A 19,627-nucleotide genomic window follows, 5' to 3' on the forward strand; every position below is an offset into this window, starting at 1 on the left:
TGCCGAACGGGGAAGGATCGATCGGTCTTCCGCTCCGGCGGGACCGGCGAAAGCAGGAGGATGGAGGAATGAGAGGGAGAGGTACAACGGCCGTACTGATCGGCGCGCTTCTGATCGCGTCGACGACCGTCTTCGGCCAGGCTCCGCGGGAGGACGCCATCTGGGCGCGCTCCACCGACGGAGCGGCCATCACGTTGGACGGCGTGCTGGACGAACCCGCCTGGGCGTCGGCCGAATCGATTTCGGTCCAATGGAGCGAAAACGCCGGTATCCCCGGGAGCGGTTGGAAACTGGAGATCGGTGTTCTACCCAAGGACCCCACGCACGCGACTCTGAAACTTCTCGTGGCGGACAATCAGCTCTATCTGGGCGCCGTCATTCCGGACAGCTCGATCGGCGGCGGTCCGGCCTTCAACCGTTTCGACGGGTTGCTGATGGCGATCAAGGATCACGCGGATACGTACGCCCCCAAGCCGCCGTCGGAGTATTTCTACTCCTGGTGGTACCAGGATTGTCCCGATTCCATGGCGCCGGGGAAAGAGCCCGGGTTCATCGGCAGGTGGGGGAACTTCCCGCCCTGCACGGAACGGGATTCGACGCAGATCGCCAACTGGGACGCCGTGACCGTGGTGAACGGCCTCACCAACGACGACACGGTGATCGATCAGGGCTACACCATTGAGATGCGATTCAACCTCACCCCGATGGGCTACGACGTGACGCAGCCGGAAGGGGACATCGTCGAGTGGAACGTCTCCGTCTATGACGCCGATTGGTTCTGGCCGATCAACGCGACCAAGGTGTCCGGGAACCGCGTCTGGTGGCAAGGACCGTGGGGGAACACCGCGTTCTACAGCGAAGTCCGCGTGCACGCGCGCCCCGACGTGACGATCCATTCCGGCCCGGTTCCGGTGATCGAGCCGGAGCTGCGGATATCGAACGGGATCGCCTACGACCCGCCGATCATCGACGGCGCGCTCGACGAGACGGTTTGGGACAACGTCCCCTCCTTCGACATCCGCTGGGACGACTCCACCCTCCGCGAAACCTATCCCGCGGTGGGACCCCACCGCGCGGGCCAGTATCAGCCCGAGGTGAACGGCGGGCTGGCGGCCGTTCTGGATCCCGCCGACGCGACGGTGAAACTCTTCTTCCGTGAGGACACGCTCTATTTCGGGTTCGACGTGCGGGACCAGGTGGTGCAGTACCACCCCGAGTTCGACCGTTGGGACGGCGTGTTGATCAGCATCGACGATCGCGGTCAGCTGAGCGCCGACTCCACGCTGCTCAGCCAGAGGCTCTCCTTCCAGGTCGCCGGGGACGGGTCCGCCCTACCGGGTGATTATCTCCCTTACCTGATCGACTCTCTCGGCGGCGCCCGGCTCGCCCTCGCCCTCAAAGGGGGGACGACCGTCGACACGTTCGGTGTTACGCCCGACTCCGGTTACACCGCCGAGCTGGCTATCGATCTGACCAAGTTCGGATACCCGCCCGGCCGGGGGGACGGCTCGTTCTTCTTCGGCATCAATCTGTTGGACGGCGATTCCTTCCTGCCGACCAGCGACAGCTACGGCACCCGGACCTGGTGGTTCCGCGAGTACAACGGGACCTGCTGCCCCGTCTGGGCCTACCTGGATCCGACCTGTTTGACCGTCGGCGTGGAGGAGGCGGATCAGCCGAGGAAACCCGGGGTGCTCGGCAACTTCCCGAACCCCTTCCGCGGGGGCACGACGGTCCGCTATATGCTGCCCGAGCGGAGCGACGTCACCATCGAGGTGTTCGACATCCGCGGGCGCCTGGTGAGCAAGCAGAACCTGGGCGATCAGGAGGCGGGCCTGCGCTCCTTCGACCTCCGGAACATCGACGGAAGCGCCGGCGTCTATTTCTACCGGATCCGCTCGGTGAACGGGAGAACCGGCGCCCGGAACGGTTCGACGACCGGAAAGATGACGCTGATTCGGTAACGGGATCACCGGCGGGCGGGGGCGGAGGTCCGCCCCGCGCCCGCCGTGGAGGGAGGGGGCCGATCCCCTTCGGCGAGAACGGAGAGACGGTGTTGGGCGACGCGACATTTCCACGCGCCCGGGCGATTCGTGCGGCGGCGGCGGTGCTGCTCGCCGTCCTGATCCCCTGCGCCGCGTGGGCGGGAACGACCGGCAAGATCGCCGGTTTCGTTATCGATTACCGGGACAAGCCGATCACGGGGGCTTCGGTCACGGTGATGGAAACGGCCCAGTTCGCCCTCACCGACGGCGCGGGCCGTTTCAATCTCATCGGGATCCCGGCGGGCGTCTACCGTCTCCAGGTTTCGAAAATGGGCCACATGACCGTGATCGTGACGGACGTGGTGGTCAGCGCGGATCAGACCGTCTGGCTGGACGTGGATATCCCCGCGTCGACGGACGTGATGTCGGTGATCGAGGTCGTGGCGGACCGGCCGGTGGTGGAGGTCAACCTCACCAGCTCCATGGTCACGCTGACCGCCGCCGAGATCGAGGATCTGCCGGTGCAGGAACTGCAGGACGTGGTCAATCTGCAGGCGGGGGTCGTGGACGGGCACTTCCGCGGGGGGCGGATCGGCGAGGTGCAGTTCCAGGTCGACGGCGTCACCGTGAACAACGCCTACGACAACAAGTCCAGCCTCCGCTTGGACCGTTCTCTCCTGCAGGAGGTGCAGGTGATCAGCGGCACTTTCGACGCCGAGTACGGCCAGGCGATGAGCGGCGTCGTGAACGCCGTCCTTCGGCGGGGGACTCCGGAATTCCGCTGGAGCATCGAGGCGTTCACCGGCGACCACGTGATGACCGGCGGCGAGGATCGCCGTTTTACCGCCGATCCGACAAAGCCCGCCTCCGTGCGGAACACGCAGTTCACCCTGAGCGGCCCCACGGGCCTCCCGGAGACGGTCTTCCTCTTGAACGCGCAGCGCTACACGGACCAGAGCTTCGTCATCGCGGAGCGGCGCTTCCTCCCGACGGACGACTCCGATTTCGAGAACAAGATCTATTATCCGAACGGAGACAGCACGGAAGTTCCCCTCGGATTCTCCAAGGAATGGTCCGGCGCGGTGAAGATCACCAACACCTCCCTGGGGAAAGTCCGCGTCTCCTATCAGGCCATCCTCAACCACATCGAGAACAAGCGGGCCGATTTCGCGTACCGCTACAATCCCGAGGGATTGGCGACGCAGAGGACCTTCTCGCTCGTCCACGGCATCGACGTCAATCACGACCTGAACGGCTCTTTCTTCTATAACCTGAGCCTTCGCCACAACTATTTCGATTATTCCGACTACGTCTACGAGGACGTGTACGACGTTCGGTACGACCAGGCCGGACCGACGGTCTCGGACGACAACTACGAGCCGGGCGCTTTCATCCAGGGCGTGGATTTCACCCGCTTCGAGCAGAGAACCGAGACGTTTCTGCTGAAGACCTCCCTGGTCGGCCAGGCGACGCAGGAACATATGGTCAAGGTGGGCGGCGAGATCCAGTTGCCGGCGATTCGTTTCGGAACGCCCGGCCATCTGGTGTACACCACCGTGGACGGCGTGGAAGCCCTGGTGCGGCACGTGGAAGATTCGCCGGACTTTCCGCAGGTGAGCGAGTACGAGCCGGTGATCGGCGCCGCCTTCGCGCAGGACCAGGTGGAGTGGAACGACGTTACCCTGCGCGCGGGGCTGCGGTTCGATTACTTCGACGCCCGCTCCACCGTCCCCGGCGATCCGGCCAATCCGGCGAACTCCATCAGCGGCGCCCCCGAGTCGCACCCGCGGGATACGAGCCGGAAGGCCTTTCTCTCCCCCCGGTTGGGCGTGGCCTATCCGATCACGGACCGGGCGGCGCTTCATTTCGCCTACGGTCATTTCGTTCAGTTCCCGCCCATCGGCAGGATCTTCGACAACGCGGACTATCGAATTCTCAAGGATCTGCAGGCGGGCGGCATCGATTACGGCGTCATGGGGAACCCGGACATCGGGCCGGAGAAGACGATCCAGTACGAGTTCGGATACAAACAGGCGATCACGCCGGATCTCGGCATGGACCTGACCCTCTTCTACAAGGACATCCGCGATCTGATCGGCGTCGAATTCGTCTCCACCTATAACGCCGCCGAGTACGCCCGCCTGACCAACATCGATTTCGGGAGCGTCGTCGGCTTCACGCTGGCGCTGGACCGGCGGCGCGTCGGCATGCTGAGCGCCTCGATGGATTACACCTGGCAGATGGCTCGGGGGAACTCGAGCGATCCCCGGGAGACGGCGACCCGCGCCGAGGCGGGGGAGGACCCGCGCCCCCGGCAGATCCCCTTCGACTGGGACCAGAGACACACCTTCAACATGACGGTGAGCCTCTCCCGGCCGGAGAACTTCACGGTGAGCGCCATCCTGCGCGCGGCGAGCGGCCAGCCCTACACGCCGGTGTTGGAGTCCGGCTTCGGCTACGGCCTCGAGGCGAACTCGGGCCGGAAGCCGGCGTCGGCGCTGATCGATCTGCGCGCGGAAAAGGCGGTCCGGACCGCCCGCGGGAAGATGAGCGTCTTCTGCCGCGTCTTCAATCTGCTCGACGAGAGGTTCTTCAACGGTTTCATTTTTCCCGACACGGGGAGCCCCTACTATTCGCGGTTCCCCGTCGCCAACGCGGTATCCCTGTCCGATCCCACGCGCTTCTACGAGGCGCGCCGGATCGAGCTGGGCTTGAAATTCGGCATGGGAGGGTAGGCGAAGTGCGGACGGGCCTCTTCCATTCCAAGAAGACGAGGGAAAAGGGAGCCGGCCGGCGGGCGAAGCGGCTCCGCCTTCTCGGCGCCGCGGCGGCGCTGTCGCTCCTGTGCGTATCGAAGCCGGCGGGCGAACTCCAGCCGTTGGTCTCCGCGGACGAGCGCGGCCGAGTCGACGCCGAGCGCGCGGGGCACCACGACGCGGCCGACCTCCGCACGATCTTCTACAACTTCGGGATGGTGGGGGACTATCCGCCCGACCCGGGGAACGTGGACCTTTCCGTGTTCCACTCCGCCGAGGTTCCGAAGGGGAGCGGCATGAATTACTGCGACGGCATCACCCCCTTCGTGCTCGCCAAGATCACCCAGAGGAACGGGCTGGACGCCTACATCATGGAGACCGGGTTCCGGGAGAGGCAGGGGATCTCCCCCTACTACAACCGGGTCATGCGTTTTGAACCCAGGCCCGGCTATTTCCAGGCGGATCCGACTCTGAACCTCGCCCGCTCCCCGGCGGTGAGCCATGATCCGCGCACCTGGCCGTACCAGTGGCCGGACCGCATGGACGATCCGGACGATCCGGGCTGGTCGGGGGATTGGAACGGTTACTTCGGAAAGAGGGCGGCGGCGGACCAGGAAAGCTACACCGTCATGGACGATGACTTCTACGACGCCTGGGACTTCTACCCGGACAGCCGCGACTCGACCCGTCACGGGCTCGGGCTCCGGATCGAGGTGCGCGGTTTCCAGTGGTCCAACCCCCAGGCGAGCAACGTCATCTTCTGGCACTACGACATCACCAACGAGGGGACCACCGACTACAACGACAACATCATTTTCGGTCTCTATATGGATTCGGGCGTCGGCGGCTCGGCTCTTTCCTGCGACGGGATCTATGAGTCCGACGACGACAACGCCTACTTCGACAAGTCGTCGGGTCTCAATTTGGTTTACACCTGGGACAAATACGGACACGGCGTGGACCTCTCCGGCAAATGCGGCGACACCGGCTATCTCGGCTACGCCTATCTGGAGACCCCCGGCGCTCCGCTGGACGGGATCGACAACGACGAAGACGGCATCCTGAACGAAAGGCGGGACGGCGGCCCCGGCGAGAAGATCGTCGGCAGGGACGCCATCCGCGCGTGGACCTCCCTCTACTACGACATGGACAAGTTCGAGGAGACCTACGGCCTCCTCACGGAGCGGCCGGCTTACAAAATCGGCGAGTGGTGGACCGGCGACGAGGACATGGACTGGAACCCGGAGTTGCACGACGTCGGCGCCGACGGCGTTCCCGAGACGGAGGACACCGGCGAAGGGGACGGCATGCCGACCGCCGGAGAGCCCTACTTCGACGAGACGGATCTGAACGAATCGGACATGATCGGTCTCACCGGGTTCAAGATGAACCGGATCCGCGCCGGGCAGGGGAATCCGAACCCGGAGGTGGACGGCATCCTCTTCTACATGAACGACGCGCGCTGGCCCGAGCGCCTCTACGATCAGTTCACCGATCCGAACGCGGCGGACCGCTTCGACTCGGCGCTCGCCGCGAACTACAACATCGGATTCCTCTTCGCCTCCGGACCCTTCATCCTCCGCGCCGGCCAGACGGAGCGGTTCAGCCTCGCCCTCGCCTATGGCGCCAATCTGGGCGAACTGCGCAACACGGTGAAAACGGTCCAGCAGATCTACGACGCGAACTATCAGTTCGCCGTGCCGCCGCCGCTCCCCACGCTGACCGCGGAAACGGGCGACGGCTTCGTGCGGCTCTCCTGGGACGACCAGGCGGAGCACGGTTTCGACCCGGTCACCTTCACCAACGATTTCGAGGGGTACAGGATCTATCGCTCCACCGATCCGGAGTTCCGCGATCCCCGGGTGATCACCACCGGGTCCGGCACCGGCCCCATCGGCAACGGCCGGCCGATCGCACAGTTCGACGTGGCCGACTCGATCGCGGGGTATTCGAACCAGACCTGGGAAGGGGTGGCTTACTGGCTGGGGGACGAAACGGGGATCACGCACACCTGGACCGACTCGACGGTGACCAACGGGCGGAAGTACTACTACGCGGTCACCTCCTACGATTACGGATCCGATTCGCTCGGCTTCTATCCCTCCGAAAACTCGATCAACGTCTCCCGGACCCCCCGAGGGGGCGAGATCCTGCCGCAGAACGTGGTGGCGGTCCGGCCGGAGCCGAAGGTCACCGGGTACGTGCGGGCCGAGACGGACACGGTGGCGCACCGGGAGGGGCGCGGCTCGGGCGAGGCGGAGATCCTGGTGGTGAACTCCAACCTCGTCCCGGACGAACACGTTTTCGAGATTCGATTCAAGACCCCCTCGGAGGACAGCCTGCGGGCCATTTCCTATTCGCTGGTCGACAGCACCGAAGGCCGGACCGTCTTCTCCCGCGGCATGGACTTGAACGGCGAGGGAACCGGACCGGTGGGGGACGGCATGCTTCCAGTGGTCCGCACGCCGGCCACCGTTTTCGTGGACAGCGCCGCCTCCGGGTTCGTCCCCGGCGGCCCGACGAACACGCGCCTGAAGATCTCCTATTTGGAGGTGCTCCCGATCAACCTGAGGCGGCCCGGCTTCCCGGACGACCTCACCGTCACCTTCTCGGACGACGTGGTGGACACGTCGCTGGCGATCTTCCCCCTTCCGGCGAAGCCGGCCAAGTTCCGCGTGGTCGCGCGCGCCGAAGAGGGGGACGGAAATCTCGATTTCCGATTCCGCGACGTGGACGGGGACGGCACCCTGAGCGATCCGTCGGAGTACGTCGACGTGGTCACCTATTCCGACGGACTTCCCGGAGTGCCGATGGTGACCTGGCGCGTCCAGCTCGACACGGTCGGCCAGGGGGAACGCGGAGAGATGATTCCGCCCGCCGGAGGGGACGTGTACGAGGTGTTCCTGACGCGTCCCTACGGCGCGGACGACGTCTTGGCCTTCCGGACAAGCGGCGAGCGGATCGACGAGGGGAAGGAAGAGGGGGCGGAGCTCGCCCCTTACGTGGTGCCCAATCCGTACGTGGGATCCGCCTCCTTCGAAGCGGAGAGGTACGCCACCTCCGGGCGGGGCGAGCGGCGGATCGAGTTCCGCGGCCTCCCCCGGGGCAGCACGATCCGGATCTACACGGTGACGGGGGAGCTGGTGCGGACGCTCCACCACGACGGATCGGACGACGGCGCCGTGGCCTGGGATCTGCGCACCAAGGACAACCTCGACGTCGCGCCCGGGCTGTACATCTATCACGTCGACGCGGGCCGGGTCGGCACGCACGTCGGCAAGTTCGCGATCATCAAATGAGCGGCGGAAGAAAAATGCGCTTCTTTACGATCGTCATCGCGCTCCTGATCCTGGCGTCGCCGGGGTGCGTCTTCGCCCAGAGCAAGACCGGGACGGCGATCGGGCAGTTCCTGCTCATCGAGCCGAGCGCGCGCTTCGCCGCCATGGGGAACGCGGGGGTGTCCGCGGCGGAGGGGATCCAGGGCGCCTATTACAACCCCGCCGCCGTCGGCGCCCTCGATCGCCGGGAGCTGATGTTCACGCACAGCACCTGGCTCGCGGACATTTCCTACGACTACGCCGCGCTGGCGATTCCGGTGCGGTCGCTCGGGACGTTCTTCGCGGCGGTGACGTCTCTGAACTCGGGAGAGATGGACGTGCGGACGGTCGAGCAACCGCTCGGAACGGGGGAGCGTTTCGACGCGGCGGATCTGGCGTTCGGTCTCGGTTACGGGCGGCGGATTACCGACCGCTTCGACGCGGGAGTGCAGATCAACTATGTGGACCAGCGGATCTGGCACAGTTCCCTCCGCACGGTTACGTTGAATGTGGGCACTCTCTACCGGATCACCGAGGGCGGGCTCCGCATCGGGTCGAGCCTCGTGAACTATGGAACGAAGGCCGGGTTCGGCGGGAGGGATCTCCGCATTCAGTATGACGCCGATACCGACATCTACGGCGACAACAGCTCCCTTCCCGCGGAGCAGCACACGGAGGAGTACGCCCTCCCCGTTCTGTTCCGCGTCGGCCTTCTCTGGCCGGTCCGGACCGGGGAGGAGCATCGGTTACTCACGGCGATCGACGCCTTCCACCCCAGCGACAACACGGAGAGCGTCAGCATGGGCGCGGAATGGATCTGGAAAGAGGCGTTTTCGGCGCGTGGCGGGTATCAAGACCTTTTCCAGCAGGACGCCGAGGTCGGTTGGACCTTCGGGCTCGGCTTCCGGCAGGTGATGGAGACCTACGGGTTCGATCTGGATTACGCCTGGGCGGACCATGGAAGACTGGAGGACACGCATCGCGTCACTTTCGTGGTGCGCTTCTGACGGACGCCGCGAAGGCGGTCCCGGAAGGTAGGAAACAACGATGAAACGAATGAAGTGGATGGTCGGAGCGCTCCTCCTCCTGACGGTGGCCGCGGCGGACGCGCAGATCACCGATGAGGCGCTTCTGGACTCGCTCCAGAGGACCGCTTTCGATTTTTTCTGGAATGAGGCGAATCCGACCACGGGATTGATCCGGGACCGGAGCGCATCCTGGTCCCCCTGCAGCATCGCTTCCACCGGGTTCGGCCTCACGGCGATCTGCATCGGCATCGAACACGGTTGGATCACACGCGAGCAGGGGAGGGAGAGGATCCTGGCGGCACTGCGGACCTTCTGGAACGCGCCCCAGGGGAGCGGTTCGAGCGGCTTCGCGGGCTACAAGGGGCTCTTCTATCACTTCCTGACCATGGACACCGCGGAGAGAACCTGGGACTGCGAGCTCTCCACCATCGACACGGCTCTTCTCTTCGCGGGCATTTTCGACGCGAAGGAATATTTCGACGGGACCGATTCCCTCGACGTGGAGGTTCGCTCTCTGGCCGACTCGATCACCACACGGGCGGAGTGGGATTGGATCCACTCCGGCTGGGGGATCCGGATGGGCTGGAAGCCGGACACCGGATTCTCCGGATACGGCGACTGGATCGGCTACAACGAGGCGATGATCCTCTACATCATCGCCCTCGGATCGCCCACGCATCCGGTGCCCGCCTACTCCTGGACCGCCTGGACGAGCGGCTACGACTGGCGGACCAACTACGGCTACACCTACGTGGAGTTCCCGCCCCTCTTCGGCCACCAGTATTCGCACTGCTGGATCGATTTCCGCTGCATCCAGGACGCCTACATGCAGTCGAAGGGGATCGATTATTTCGAGAACTCCCGGCGCGCCACGCTCGCCCAGAGGGCGTACTGCATCGACAATCCCGGCAACCACATCGGCTACAGCGACAGCCTCTGGGGAATCACCGCGGGGGACGGTCCCTTCGGCTACACGGCCCGCGGGGCGCCCCCCGGTCAGAACGACGACGGGACGATCACCCCCTCGGCGACGGTCAGTTCACTCCCCTTCGCGCCGGAGGTGGTCATGGCGGCCACCCGCAACATGTACAATGCGTACGGTTCCCAGCTCTGGATGGAGTACGGGTTCCGGGACGGTTTTAACCTCAACTACGCCTGGTGGGGGCCGGATGTGATCGGCATCTCCGAGGGCCCCATCCTTCTGATGATCGAGAACTACCTGAACGGTTCGGTCTGGAGCCGGTTCACGCAGAACGACGACATCCGGGCCGGTCTGGAAGCGGCGGGATTCACCGGCTGTTTCGTCGCCGTGGACGGGCCGGCGGAGGAGGAGTCGCCGACGGCGCTCCTCGCCGGGAACCGGCCCAATCCCTTCCGGGGGGAGACCACCATCTGGTTCCGCATGCCGGAGAGGGGTTCGGCGAGGCTGACGGTCTACAACGTGGCCGGGCGCGAGGTCGCCCGCCTCTTCGACGGAGAGAGGAGCGCCGGCTTCCACCAGATCGAGTGGAACGGCGCCGGGCTTCCGAGCGGCGTGTATTACTACCGCCTCCAAACGGAGACGGAGACTTTCATAAAGAGGTGCGTGCTTCTGAGGTAAGAGACAAACGAAGCGAGAGAGACGACCTATGTGCGAACCGGTCCGGAGGCGAGGAGGTGAGTGGACCGGCCGGTAGGATGACGGAGAGAGAAACCTGAAACCGAGAAAAGGAGAACGACAATGAAACGTAAGGGTAACGGAGCTTGGACGGCGCTTCTGGTCGTCGTCGCGGTGGCTTTCGCGGCGACCCAGGCGGCGGCGACGCCGGCCGTCAACTCGGTCGTGTTCCATCTGAACATCTGGGAAGACTGCCTCACGCACACGGTCTCCACCGTGAACAACTACCCGTCGCAGGTCTGCATCAACGACGATTGGACCTGCACGTCCGGGTACGCCGATCTGCACAACTGGCACCTCTCCGATGACGGAGTCGCGGGCGCCGTGTTCAACAACGGCGACGGCTTCCGTCTGAAAGCGGAGCTGGTGATCAGCGGAACGGGGAACGCCGAGGCGGGCCTGATGGTCGCTCCCTGGTGGGCCCAGAACACGGACGGGCGTTTCAACGTCCGGACCACGGACGGCGAGATCGCCTGCTTCGGCGGCCGCCTCCCCTTCTATTCCTTCACGGTGAACCACGGCATCAGCTACGTGAAGGGTGACGCGATCATCCTCGAGGTGATCTACCTTCCCAACGGTCTCTCGGTTACGAATCCGGCGACCATCACCTACAACCTCACCTACAACAGCGTGGACTACACCAGCGGCCCCATCGCGTTCGACGAGGGGAACCCGGCGGAGCCTTACGGCACCTGGGGAATGCTGGACAACGCCCGCGTCGGTGGGTACGTGCAGGAACTCCTCGGCGGCGCCGTGGGCCAGGTGCTGACGACCTGGTGCAGCTTCGAGTTCGAGGACCTCGGCGGTCCGACCGCGACCGAGGCGACCAGCTGGGGTGACGTGAAGACCCTCTTCCGGTAGATTCTCTATCTCAGACGGCACCGAGCCGCCTCCGCTTCGGCGGGGGCGGCTCTCTTTTTTCCCGCTCCGCCTTACTCCCCGAAGCCGGGAAGAATCACGCCGCGTTTTTCGTCGTAAAGATAGGGGCGCCTCTCCGGGAAGCATTCCTCGAGGAGTGTCCGATTCCTCTCCGGGCCCAGATCGTAGGCGAAGACGCGCTCCGCCGCCGCGAGATCGGGGTCGTTGTTCAAAAAGTCGATCTCCGGGTTGTGCGCCCGTCCGTAGCGGAGGAAGAGGATCGAGCCGGCGGGCGTCTTCCTCTCCACCTCGGAGTAGAAACGGGCGTGGGCGCGCGCCTTCGCTCTTCGATACTCCACGTGGAAGGGGAGGCGCGCCGCCGCGAGGCCGGTGCCCAGGAGGAAGAGGAGGATCACCGACCAGGCGGCCGCCGGTCGCCCCGCCCGCCGCGCCGCGGCGAGGGCGGAGCGCGCCCCGAGAAGGGGGAGCAGGAGGAGCGCCGGGGTGATCTCGTGGTAGTAACGCCCCCAGGGGAACCAATAGAGGAGGTAGGCGCCGTGGGAGAGCGCGATGAAAAGAAGCGTCCAGAGCGCCGTCCTCCTCCCGCCGGGGAGGGCGATTAGAGGAAGGAGGAAGAGGAAGAGAAGAGGGGGAGACGACTCTCCGGCGGTCATCGGGATCCGCATCCGGAAAAGAGTCCCCAGCGCGAACCCCGGCGTGTAGCGCAGTCGGTTCGGGTAGAGAATCGTTTCATTATATAGGCGCTTCCCGGGGCCGACCGGACGCTCCTCGATTTCCTCCTCACCGGAGGCGAAACCGAAGGTGTCCTCCGGCTGGCTCGTCCTGGCGTAGAGCTGCCACGGCGTGACCAGGGGGGAGCCTGTGACCGCCCGGTTGTAGGCGAGGCCCGTTCCGATCAGGAAGAGGAGAGGGATCCCCCCCGCCGCGATCGCCGCCGGCCGGAGGAGAGCCTTCCGCGCCTCCCGCCGCGATCCGATCAGCGCCGCCAGGAAGAGCGCGAGAACGGAGGCGTTCAGAGGGCGCGTCAGCCAGGCGAGGCCGAGGGCGGTTCCCGCGAGGGCCGCGTTCGCCCTCCCCCCGCGCTCCACGGCGCGCGCCGCGAAGTAGAGGGTTGCGAGAAGGAAGAGGAGATTCCCGGTCTGGGAGAGGTATGTGGTCGCGCTCTCCACCTGCGCCGGCGCGATCCCGAAGAGGAAAACGAGGAGCAGGGAGCCCCCGGCGCCGATCACCCTCTTTGCGAGAAGGCCGAGAAGAACCAGGGAGAGACCAGACGCGAGAAGAGGACCGATCCAAGGAATACCGGCCGCCGAACCGGGAAGGAGGAGGAGCGCATGGCCGGGCGGATACTTGGATGCGTAGACCGGGTCGGTCAATATATGGAAGGCGTCGAAGGCGACCCTGTCCGGTGGTGGGGGGAAGAAAAGCCGCCCGGCGAGAAAGGACTTCGCCTGGAAGAGGTAGGCGAACTCGTCGTGCACCACCGGTTGGAAACCATATCCCCGTCCCCCCCAGAGCCAGGCGTAGAAGACTGTGAGAAGAAGGGCGAGGAGCGGCAGGAGAAGGGGGAACCGGTTGTCCGCCCACGACTCGATCCGGTCCGCAGGGGGGGCGAGGCGCGCCGGAAGCGGTAGGAGGGAGAGGAGTGCGACCGCGACCACGGCGACCGCCGCCGCGAGATTCCCGCCGAAACCGATCGTCGCCGCGAGGAAGAGAAAGGCGGCGACCGGAATGATCCGGCGGACCTCCGACACGATTACCCTCCCATGGTCAACAAACACAATTACAATAGATTGTGTAACAAACCTCAACCGTATTCTAGGCGATGGTGCCTCTTTCTACTCATCCCTCGCAAAGCTCGATCAGGATTCCTCCCGTCCCCTTGGGATGAAGAAAGGCGATCTTCTTCCCCTCCGCGCCGAGACGCGGCTTCTCGTCCACCAGGGGGATGCCCGCCTCCTTCAACTCGGCGAGCGCACCCTCGATATCCTCGACATGGATGGCGAGGTGGTGAATACCGCTCCCTCTCTTGGCGAGGTACTTCCCGATCGGCCCCTCGTCCCGCGTGCTCTCCAGGAACTCGACCGACGTTTCGCCCACGCGGAAGCAGGTCGCCCGCACCCCCTGGTCCGGAATCTCCTCGCAGTGAGGCTCCCGACCATGGAAGAGCACCTTCAGAGCGGGACGCATCCCCTCCAGATCCTGAATCGCCACGCCCACATGATCGATTCGCTTGACTCGCAACGGTTCACTCCAATCGTTTCGTGTGTTTTCGAAGACCCTCGCGCCCTCTTCTCGCGCGCGCGGGCGATCTTACTCCGGGGTCTCTTCTCTTTTCGGCGAGCATTCGAACAGTTCGAGTAACTCGCCGGCGGCGGTGGTCGCCGGGAGGCGCCCCTCCGTCACCTCTTTCTCCAGTTGGGGGAGGCGTCGGCGCACCTCCGGATGCAAGAGGAATAGATCCCGCAGGCGGTCGCGCACCAGGGCGTGCATCCATTCCCTCTCCTGCGCCCGGCGGCGGCGCTCGAAAGCGCCGGAGTCGCGCGTGATCTCGACGAACCGCTCGATCGTCCGCCAGATCCCCTCGACCCCCTCGCCGGTCAGGGCGGAGGCGGCGAAGGCCTTCGTCGTCCATCCCTCCGTCGCCGGCCGCAGATAATGGAGCGCCTTCTCGTATTCCGACCGCGCCCTCTCGGCGGCGTCCCGGTTCCCGCCGTCCGCCTTGTTCACGAGCACCGCGTCGGCGATTTCCATGATCCCCTTCTTCATCCCCTGCAGCTCGTCCCCCGCGCCCGGGATCAGGAGGAGGAGGAAGAAGTCGACCATGGAGCGGACCACGATCTCGTTCTGTCCGACGCCGACCGTCTCGATCAGGATGACGTCGTACCCGGCCGCCTCGAAGAGGATCACCGTCTCCCTTGTTTTTCGGGTGACGCCGCCGAGCGTTCCGCCGGAGGGGGAGGGGCGGATGAAGGCGCCGGGATGGTTCGCCAGGTGTTCCATGCGGGTCTTGTCGCCGAGGATGCTCCCGCCGCTCACGCTGCTGGACGGATCGACGGCGGTCACCGCCACGCGATGGCCGCGGCCGGCCAGCTCCATGCCGACCGTCTCGATGAAGGTGCTTTTCCCGGCGCCGGGAACACCGGTCACGCCGACGCGGATCGATCGGCCCGCGCGGGGGAGAAGCGACTGCAACACCCCGCGCGCCCGGGCGAAGTCGGCGGGGGCGTTCGACTCGACGAGGGTGATCGCGCGGGCGAGCCGGTTGCGGTCGCCGGAGAGAACCCCCTCCACGTACTCCTCCGTGGAGAGGGGCGCCCTCTTCGCACCGGTCCGGAGCGGGGGAGGAGGGGGCTCCACTCCCTTGCGGACCTGCAGGGTCGGCTTGGGCTCTTCCCTCTCGGGATCGTTGTGGTTCGTTTCGTCGCGCGTCACGTCTCTACTCTTCCGGCTCTCCGTCGTAGCCGAGCCGCCTGTTCAGCTCCCGCAGGAGTTCCCGCGCCGCGTCGGGGATCACCGTTCCCGGCCCGAAGACCGCCGCCGCCCCCTGTTCGTAGAGGTAGGCGTAGTCCTGCGCGGGAATGACCCCGCCGGCGATCACCAGGATGTCTTCCCGGCCGAGCTTCTTCAACTCCTGAACCAGCTGCGGCAGGAGCGTCTTGTGTCCCGCCGCCAGGCTGCTCATGCCGACCATGTGGACGTCGTTTTCCACCGCCTGCCGCGCCGTCTCCTCCGGCGTCTGGAAGAGCGGCCCCACGTCGACGTCGAAGCCGAGATCGGCGAAGGCGGTGGCGACCACCTTGGCGCCGCGGTCGTGCCCGTCCTGTCCCATCTTGGCGACCAGGATCCGCGGGCGCCGCCCCTCGCGCTCCTCGAAACGCTCGATCATTTTACGGATCTCTCGAATGGCGTCCTCTCCCGCGTATTCGGAGGAGTAGACCCCCGAAACGGTCCTCGTCTCCGCCTTGTGGCGTCCCCACACGCTCTCCAGCGCGTCGCTGATCTCGCCGAGCGTACAGCGCGCCCGCGCCGCCTCCACGCTGAGGGCGAGGAGGTTTCCCTCGCCGGTTTCGGCCGAACGGGTGAGCGCCTCGAGCGCCGCCTTCACGGCGCCGGCGTCCCTCTCCTCCCTCAGCCGCCGGAGGCGCTCGATCTGCCGCCGACGCACCTCCGTGTTGTCCACCTCGAGGATCTCCAGGGGATCCTCCTTGTCGAGGCGATAACGGTTCACGCCGACGATCGTCTCCCTCCCGGAGTCGATGTGCGCCTGCCGGCGCGCCGCCGACTCCTCGATCCGCATCTTGGGGATACCCGTCTCGATCGCCTTCGCCATGCCTCCCAGCTTTTCCACCTCTTCGATGTGCTCCCAGGCGCGTTTCCGGATCCGGTCGGTGAGCGCCTCGAGGTAGTACGAGCCTCCCCAGGGATCGACGATCCGGCAAAGGCCGGTCTCTTCCTGCAGGTAGATCTGCGTGTTGCGGGCGATCCGCGCGGAGAAGTCGGTGGGGAGGGCGATCGCTTCGTCCAGCGCGTTGGTGTGCATCGACTGTGTATGGCCGAGGGCGGCCGCCATCGCCTCGATGCAGGTGCGGACCACGTTGTTGAAGGGGTCCTGCTCCGCCAGGCTCCATCCCGAGGTCTGGCTGTGCGTGCGGAGCGCCATCGACTTGGGGTTCTTCGGGTGGAAACGTTTCATCAGCGTCGCCCAGATCACCCGGGCGGCGCGCATCTTCGCCACCTCCATGAAGTAGTTCATTCCCTGGGCCCAGAAGAAGGAGAGCCGCGGGGCGAAGGCGTCGATGTCCATGCCGGCGGCGATGCCGGTCCGAACGTACTCGAGTCCGTCGGCGAGGGTGTAGGCCAGTTCCAGGTCCGCCGTGGCGCCCGCCTCCTGCATGTGGTAGCCGGAGATGGAGATGCTGTTGAACTTGGGCATCCGCTCCGCCGTGTAGGCGATGATGTCGGCGATGATCCGCATGCTCGGGAGGGGGGGATAGATGTAGGTGTTGCGGACCATGAATTCCTTCAGGATGTCGTTCTGAATCGTGCCGGCCAGTTCCTCGAGCGCCGCCCCCTGCTCCAGCGCGGCGACGATGTAGAAGGCCATCACCGGCAGGACCGCGCCGTTCATGGTCATGGAGACGGACATCCGGTCGAGGGGGATGCCGTCGAAGAGGATCTTCATGTCCAGGATCGAGTCGATCGCCACGCCCGCTTTTCCCACGTCGCCGATGACGCGCGGGTGGTCCGAGTCGTAGCCCCGGTGGGTGGCGAGGTCGAAAGCGACGGAGAGGCCCTTCTGGCCGGCGGCGAGATTGCGCCTGTAAAAGGCGTTCGACTCTTCGGCGGTGGAGAAGCCGGCGTACTGGCGCACCGTCCAGGGGCGCATCACGTACATGGTCGCGTAGGGTCCCCGCAGGAAGGGGGGGATGCCGGCGGTGTAGCCGATGTGCTCCAGCCCCTCCGTATCGGCGGGGCCATAGAGCGGTTCCACGTCGATTTGCTCGTTCGTTCGCCAGACCAGGTCCTCGGGGTCGCGACCGGTCTCCTTCTTCACGCGCCGCCCCCACTCTTCCCGGGAAAAGGCGGGGTCCGGAGCGCTCCACTCCATGTTGCGGTAGTCGGGGATGCGGCTCATCGCTTCACTCCGATCGTGTCGGCCAGCGCGCGGAGAGAGGCGAGCGCGTCGGCGCGCAGGTGGATGAACTCGTCCACGCCCGCTTCGCGGAAGGCGTCGGCGTGTTCCTTCGGGAAGCCGGCGAGGATGATCCGCCGGGGCGGGTTCGGAGCGGCTCGGAGCGCCGCGACGATCGCCGGGACCGCTTCCGGGTAGCGGTCGTCGGTGGAAACGATCGCCACCGCCGGCGCTTCGGACGCGAGCGCCTCCCGCGCCGCGTCGCCGGGGGTTTCGAAGGAGCGGTCGTGTATCGTTTCGAATCCGCCGATCTCGTAGAAGGATCGCGTGAACTCCAGACGGGCCATGTACGCCGACGGAGGGCCGATGTTGGCGAAAAAGACCTGCGGCGGCGCGCCGGAGCGGGCGCGCCACTCGAGCACCGTCGCGCGCAACACCTCGTAATCGTGGGCGGACCGGAAGGTCGGGATCGGCTCCACCCGCGTTTCCTCGTCCTCGCCGCGCCGGAGCATGCGGGTGAATTCGCCGATGGTGGCGCCGTGGAGCGCCGCGTCAGCCGCCGCCTCGAAGAGGTCCTCCGGTTTCGATCGGAGGATGGTGCCGAGCTTCTCCAGCACGCGGATCTGCTCGGCGTGCTCCGGCGAGACGCGAAGCTCGCGGAGGCGCGCGGCGCGCCGGGCGTGGATCGACTCATAATCGGGAAAACGACGGACCGGCGGCCCCTCTTCCCGGTTCGGATAGCGGTTCACGCCGATCAGCACGTCGGTCCGGACGGCGACCCTCTTCCGGCGGTTCCGCGCCGTCTCGGCGATCTTGCTCTGCGGAATCCCGTTCAGGAGCGCCGCAGGCATCCCCCCCGCTTCTTCGATCTCCCGGAAGAGATCCCAGGCGCGGCGGGCCATCTCGTGGGTGAGCGACTCCACGGCCCAGCCGCCTCCCGCCGGATCGATCACGCGGTCGAAGCGGCATTCCTCGCGCAGGATCGTCTGGGTGTTGCGCGCGATCCGCCGGGCCGTGTCTCCGGGGAGTCCGAGGAGCCGGTCGAAGGGCTCCACGTGCAGGCTGTCGCAGCCTCCCATCACGGCGGCGAAGGCCTGCGTGGTCCCGCGGAGAATGTTGACGTGTCGATCGAATGTGGTGCTGTCCACCGAGGAAGTGCGGGCGTGAATGTGCATGCGGGCGGCCAGGTCGCCGCGGCCGCACCCCTCCAACGCCCGGTGCCAGAGGAGCCGGGCCGCGCGGAACTTGGCGATCTCCGGGAAGAAGCCGGTCCCGGCCGAGAGGCCGAACAGGATCCGGGGCGCGACGATCTCCACGCCGAGGCCGCGCTGCTCGAGCCGGCGGAGCGCCTCCACCGCCGAGGCGAGCGTGAAGGCGAGTTCTTGGACGGCGTCGCCTCCTCCCTCGTGCCAAGCGAAACCGTAGGCGGCGAGGGTGCGGAGCATCGGCGCGTTCTCCGCCGCCCAACGGGTGAGGTGGGCCAGCTCATCGTAGGCGCGGTCGAGGGAAACGGGGAGCCGTCCGTGAACGGCCAGGCCCGTCATCGGATCCATGCCGACGGAGCCGCGGAGGCGCGCGGGGTCCGTTCCCCTTTTCCGGGCGAGCGCGATCAGAAGCGCCGCCACCGGCATCGCCGCCGAACCGGGTTGGAGATAGACAGGCGTGCGCTCCAGATCCACCCCTTCGAGAGCGCGGGAGAGGCCGATCACCGAAGCGATCGACGTGCCGCCCCGCCCCACGTCCCCCGGTTCCGCCTGATCCGGATCGAGACCGGCCTGGGCCGCTCGGTCCAGGATCAGGTTCACCGCGGTTTGGCCCCTCTCCAGATCGTGCCGGAGCGCCCGGTTGAACTCGTCGTAAGTGGGGAAGGGGAGTTCCTGCGCCACGTACCAACCGTCCGCCCGATAGCCGGCGGCGCGGCATCCGCGGAGAAAGGGAGCTTCGCCCGGCGCCGCGCCGAGTCCGGGAAGATCCTTCACGTCTTCGGCGTCGTAGATGGGGCGGAGGGTGATCCCTTCATCGGTTTCGGTGAAGAGTGTTTTCTCGAAGGGGCGACCCTTGAGGAGGCGGATCGCCTCCTCGCGCCACTCCTCCGGTCCGGGGAGGGGGAAATCGTCGCGAAGCGGGATCGAAGCGATCCGATCCGCGCCGCCGCTTACGTCGTCAGCCATCGTGTCGACCACCCATCGGTTGCGGGGCGGCGGGCGCTCGGCCCGCGCGGCCCTTTTCCTGGCGAACCGGAAGGGGAGCCCGCGCCGGGACGTTCCCCTCTCGACCGGCCGCGGCGGGTCGTGAAGCCGGGTACGCGTCGCCGCGTGTGATTTTTTTCGCCGGAGCGGGGATCGGCTCGCCTCGGGATTCTCCCGGGAAGCG

At 66.2% G+C, this 19,627-nt stretch carries 11 protein-coding genes; 6 read left to right on the forward strand and 5 right to left on the reverse strand.

The features are described 5' to 3' along the window. Positions 1-68: 68 nt before the first annotated feature. From JW958_07065 to JW958_07090, 6 genes are all read left to right on the forward strand, one after another. Positions 69-1,964 carry a T9SS type A sorting domain-containing protein gene (locus JW958_07065; GenBank protein MBN1826008.1) on the forward strand — a complete coding sequence of 632 codons (1,896 nt, stop codon included), beginning with the start codon at positions 69-71 and terminating at the stop codon, positions 1,962-1,964. A 92-nt stretch (positions 1,965-2,056) separates the two neighbouring features. Then, on the forward strand, positions 2,057-4,720 hold the full coding sequence (locus JW958_07070; GenBank protein MBN1826009.1) for a TonB-dependent receptor: 2,664 nt from the start codon (positions 2,057-2,059) through the stop codon (positions 4,718-4,720). A gap of 5 nt (positions 4,721-4,725) precedes the next feature. Further along, the gene (locus JW958_07075) at positions 4,726-8,040 is read left to right on the forward strand and encodes a hypothetical protein (protein ID MBN1826010.1); all 3,315 of its coding nucleotides are present in this window, start codon (positions 4,726-4,728) and stop codon (positions 8,038-8,040) included. Between the two features lie 14 nt (positions 8,041-8,054). Continuing rightward, complete coding sequence (locus tag JW958_07080) at positions 8,055-9,065, forward strand: PorV/PorQ family protein (protein MBN1826011.1); 1,011 nt, start codon at positions 8,055-8,057, stop codon at positions 9,063-9,065. A 40-nt stretch (positions 9,066-9,105) separates the two neighbouring features. After that, positions 9,106-10,686: a T9SS type A sorting domain-containing protein gene (locus JW958_07085; protein ID MBN1826012.1), complete on the forward strand. Its 1,581-nt coding sequence runs from the start codon at positions 9,106-9,108 to the stop codon at positions 10,684-10,686. Positions 10,687-10,806: 120 nt separating this feature from the next. Beyond that, positions 10,807-11,604, forward strand: coding sequence for a hypothetical protein (locus JW958_07090; GenBank protein ID MBN1826013.1), 798 nt, complete (start codon positions 10,807-10,809; stop codon positions 11,602-11,604). 71 nt (positions 11,605-11,675) lie between these two features. Here JW958_07090 and JW958_07095 read toward each other — a convergent pair whose 3' ends face one another. From JW958_07095 to JW958_07115, 5 genes are all read right to left on the reverse strand, one after another. Further along, positions 11,676-13,373 (reverse strand): glycosyltransferase family 39 protein, encoded by a 1,698-nt coding sequence (locus JW958_07095; GenBank protein MBN1826014.1) that lies wholly within the window; start codon positions 13,371-13,373, stop codon positions 11,676-11,678. An 88-nt stretch (positions 13,374-13,461) separates the two neighbouring features. After that, positions 13,462-13,809, reverse strand: coding sequence for a methylmalonyl-CoA epimerase (mce, locus tag JW958_07100; GenBank protein ID MBN1826015.1), 348 nt, complete (start codon positions 13,807-13,809; stop codon positions 13,462-13,464). A gap of 123 nt (positions 13,810-13,932) precedes the next feature. After that, positions 13,933-15,054, reverse strand: a complete 1,122-nt coding sequence (meaB, locus tag JW958_07105) for a methylmalonyl Co-A mutase-associated GTPase MeaB (GenBank protein ID MBN1826016.1) — start codon at positions 15,052-15,054, stop codon at positions 13,933-13,935. Between the two features lie 4 nt (positions 15,055-15,058). Beyond that, a complete protein-coding gene (gene scpA / locus JW958_07110; GenBank protein ID MBN1826017.1) occupies positions 15,059-17,257 on the reverse strand; it encodes a methylmalonyl-CoA mutase in 2,199 nt (732 codons plus the stop codon). After that, positions 17,254-19,425: an acyl-CoA mutase large subunit family protein gene (locus tag JW958_07115; GenBank protein MBN1826018.1), complete on the reverse strand. Its 2,172-nt coding sequence runs from the start codon at positions 19,423-19,425 to the stop codon at positions 17,254-17,256. Before JW958_07115 ends, scpA begins: the two co-directional genes overlap by 4 nt. Between the last annotated feature and the right edge of the window lie 202 nt (positions 19,426-19,627).

Source organism: Candidatus Eisenbacteria bacterium (genome assembly GCA_016930695.1).
Lineage (GTDB): Bacteria > Orphanbacterota > Orphanbacteria > Orphanbacterales > Orphanbacteraceae > JAFGGD01.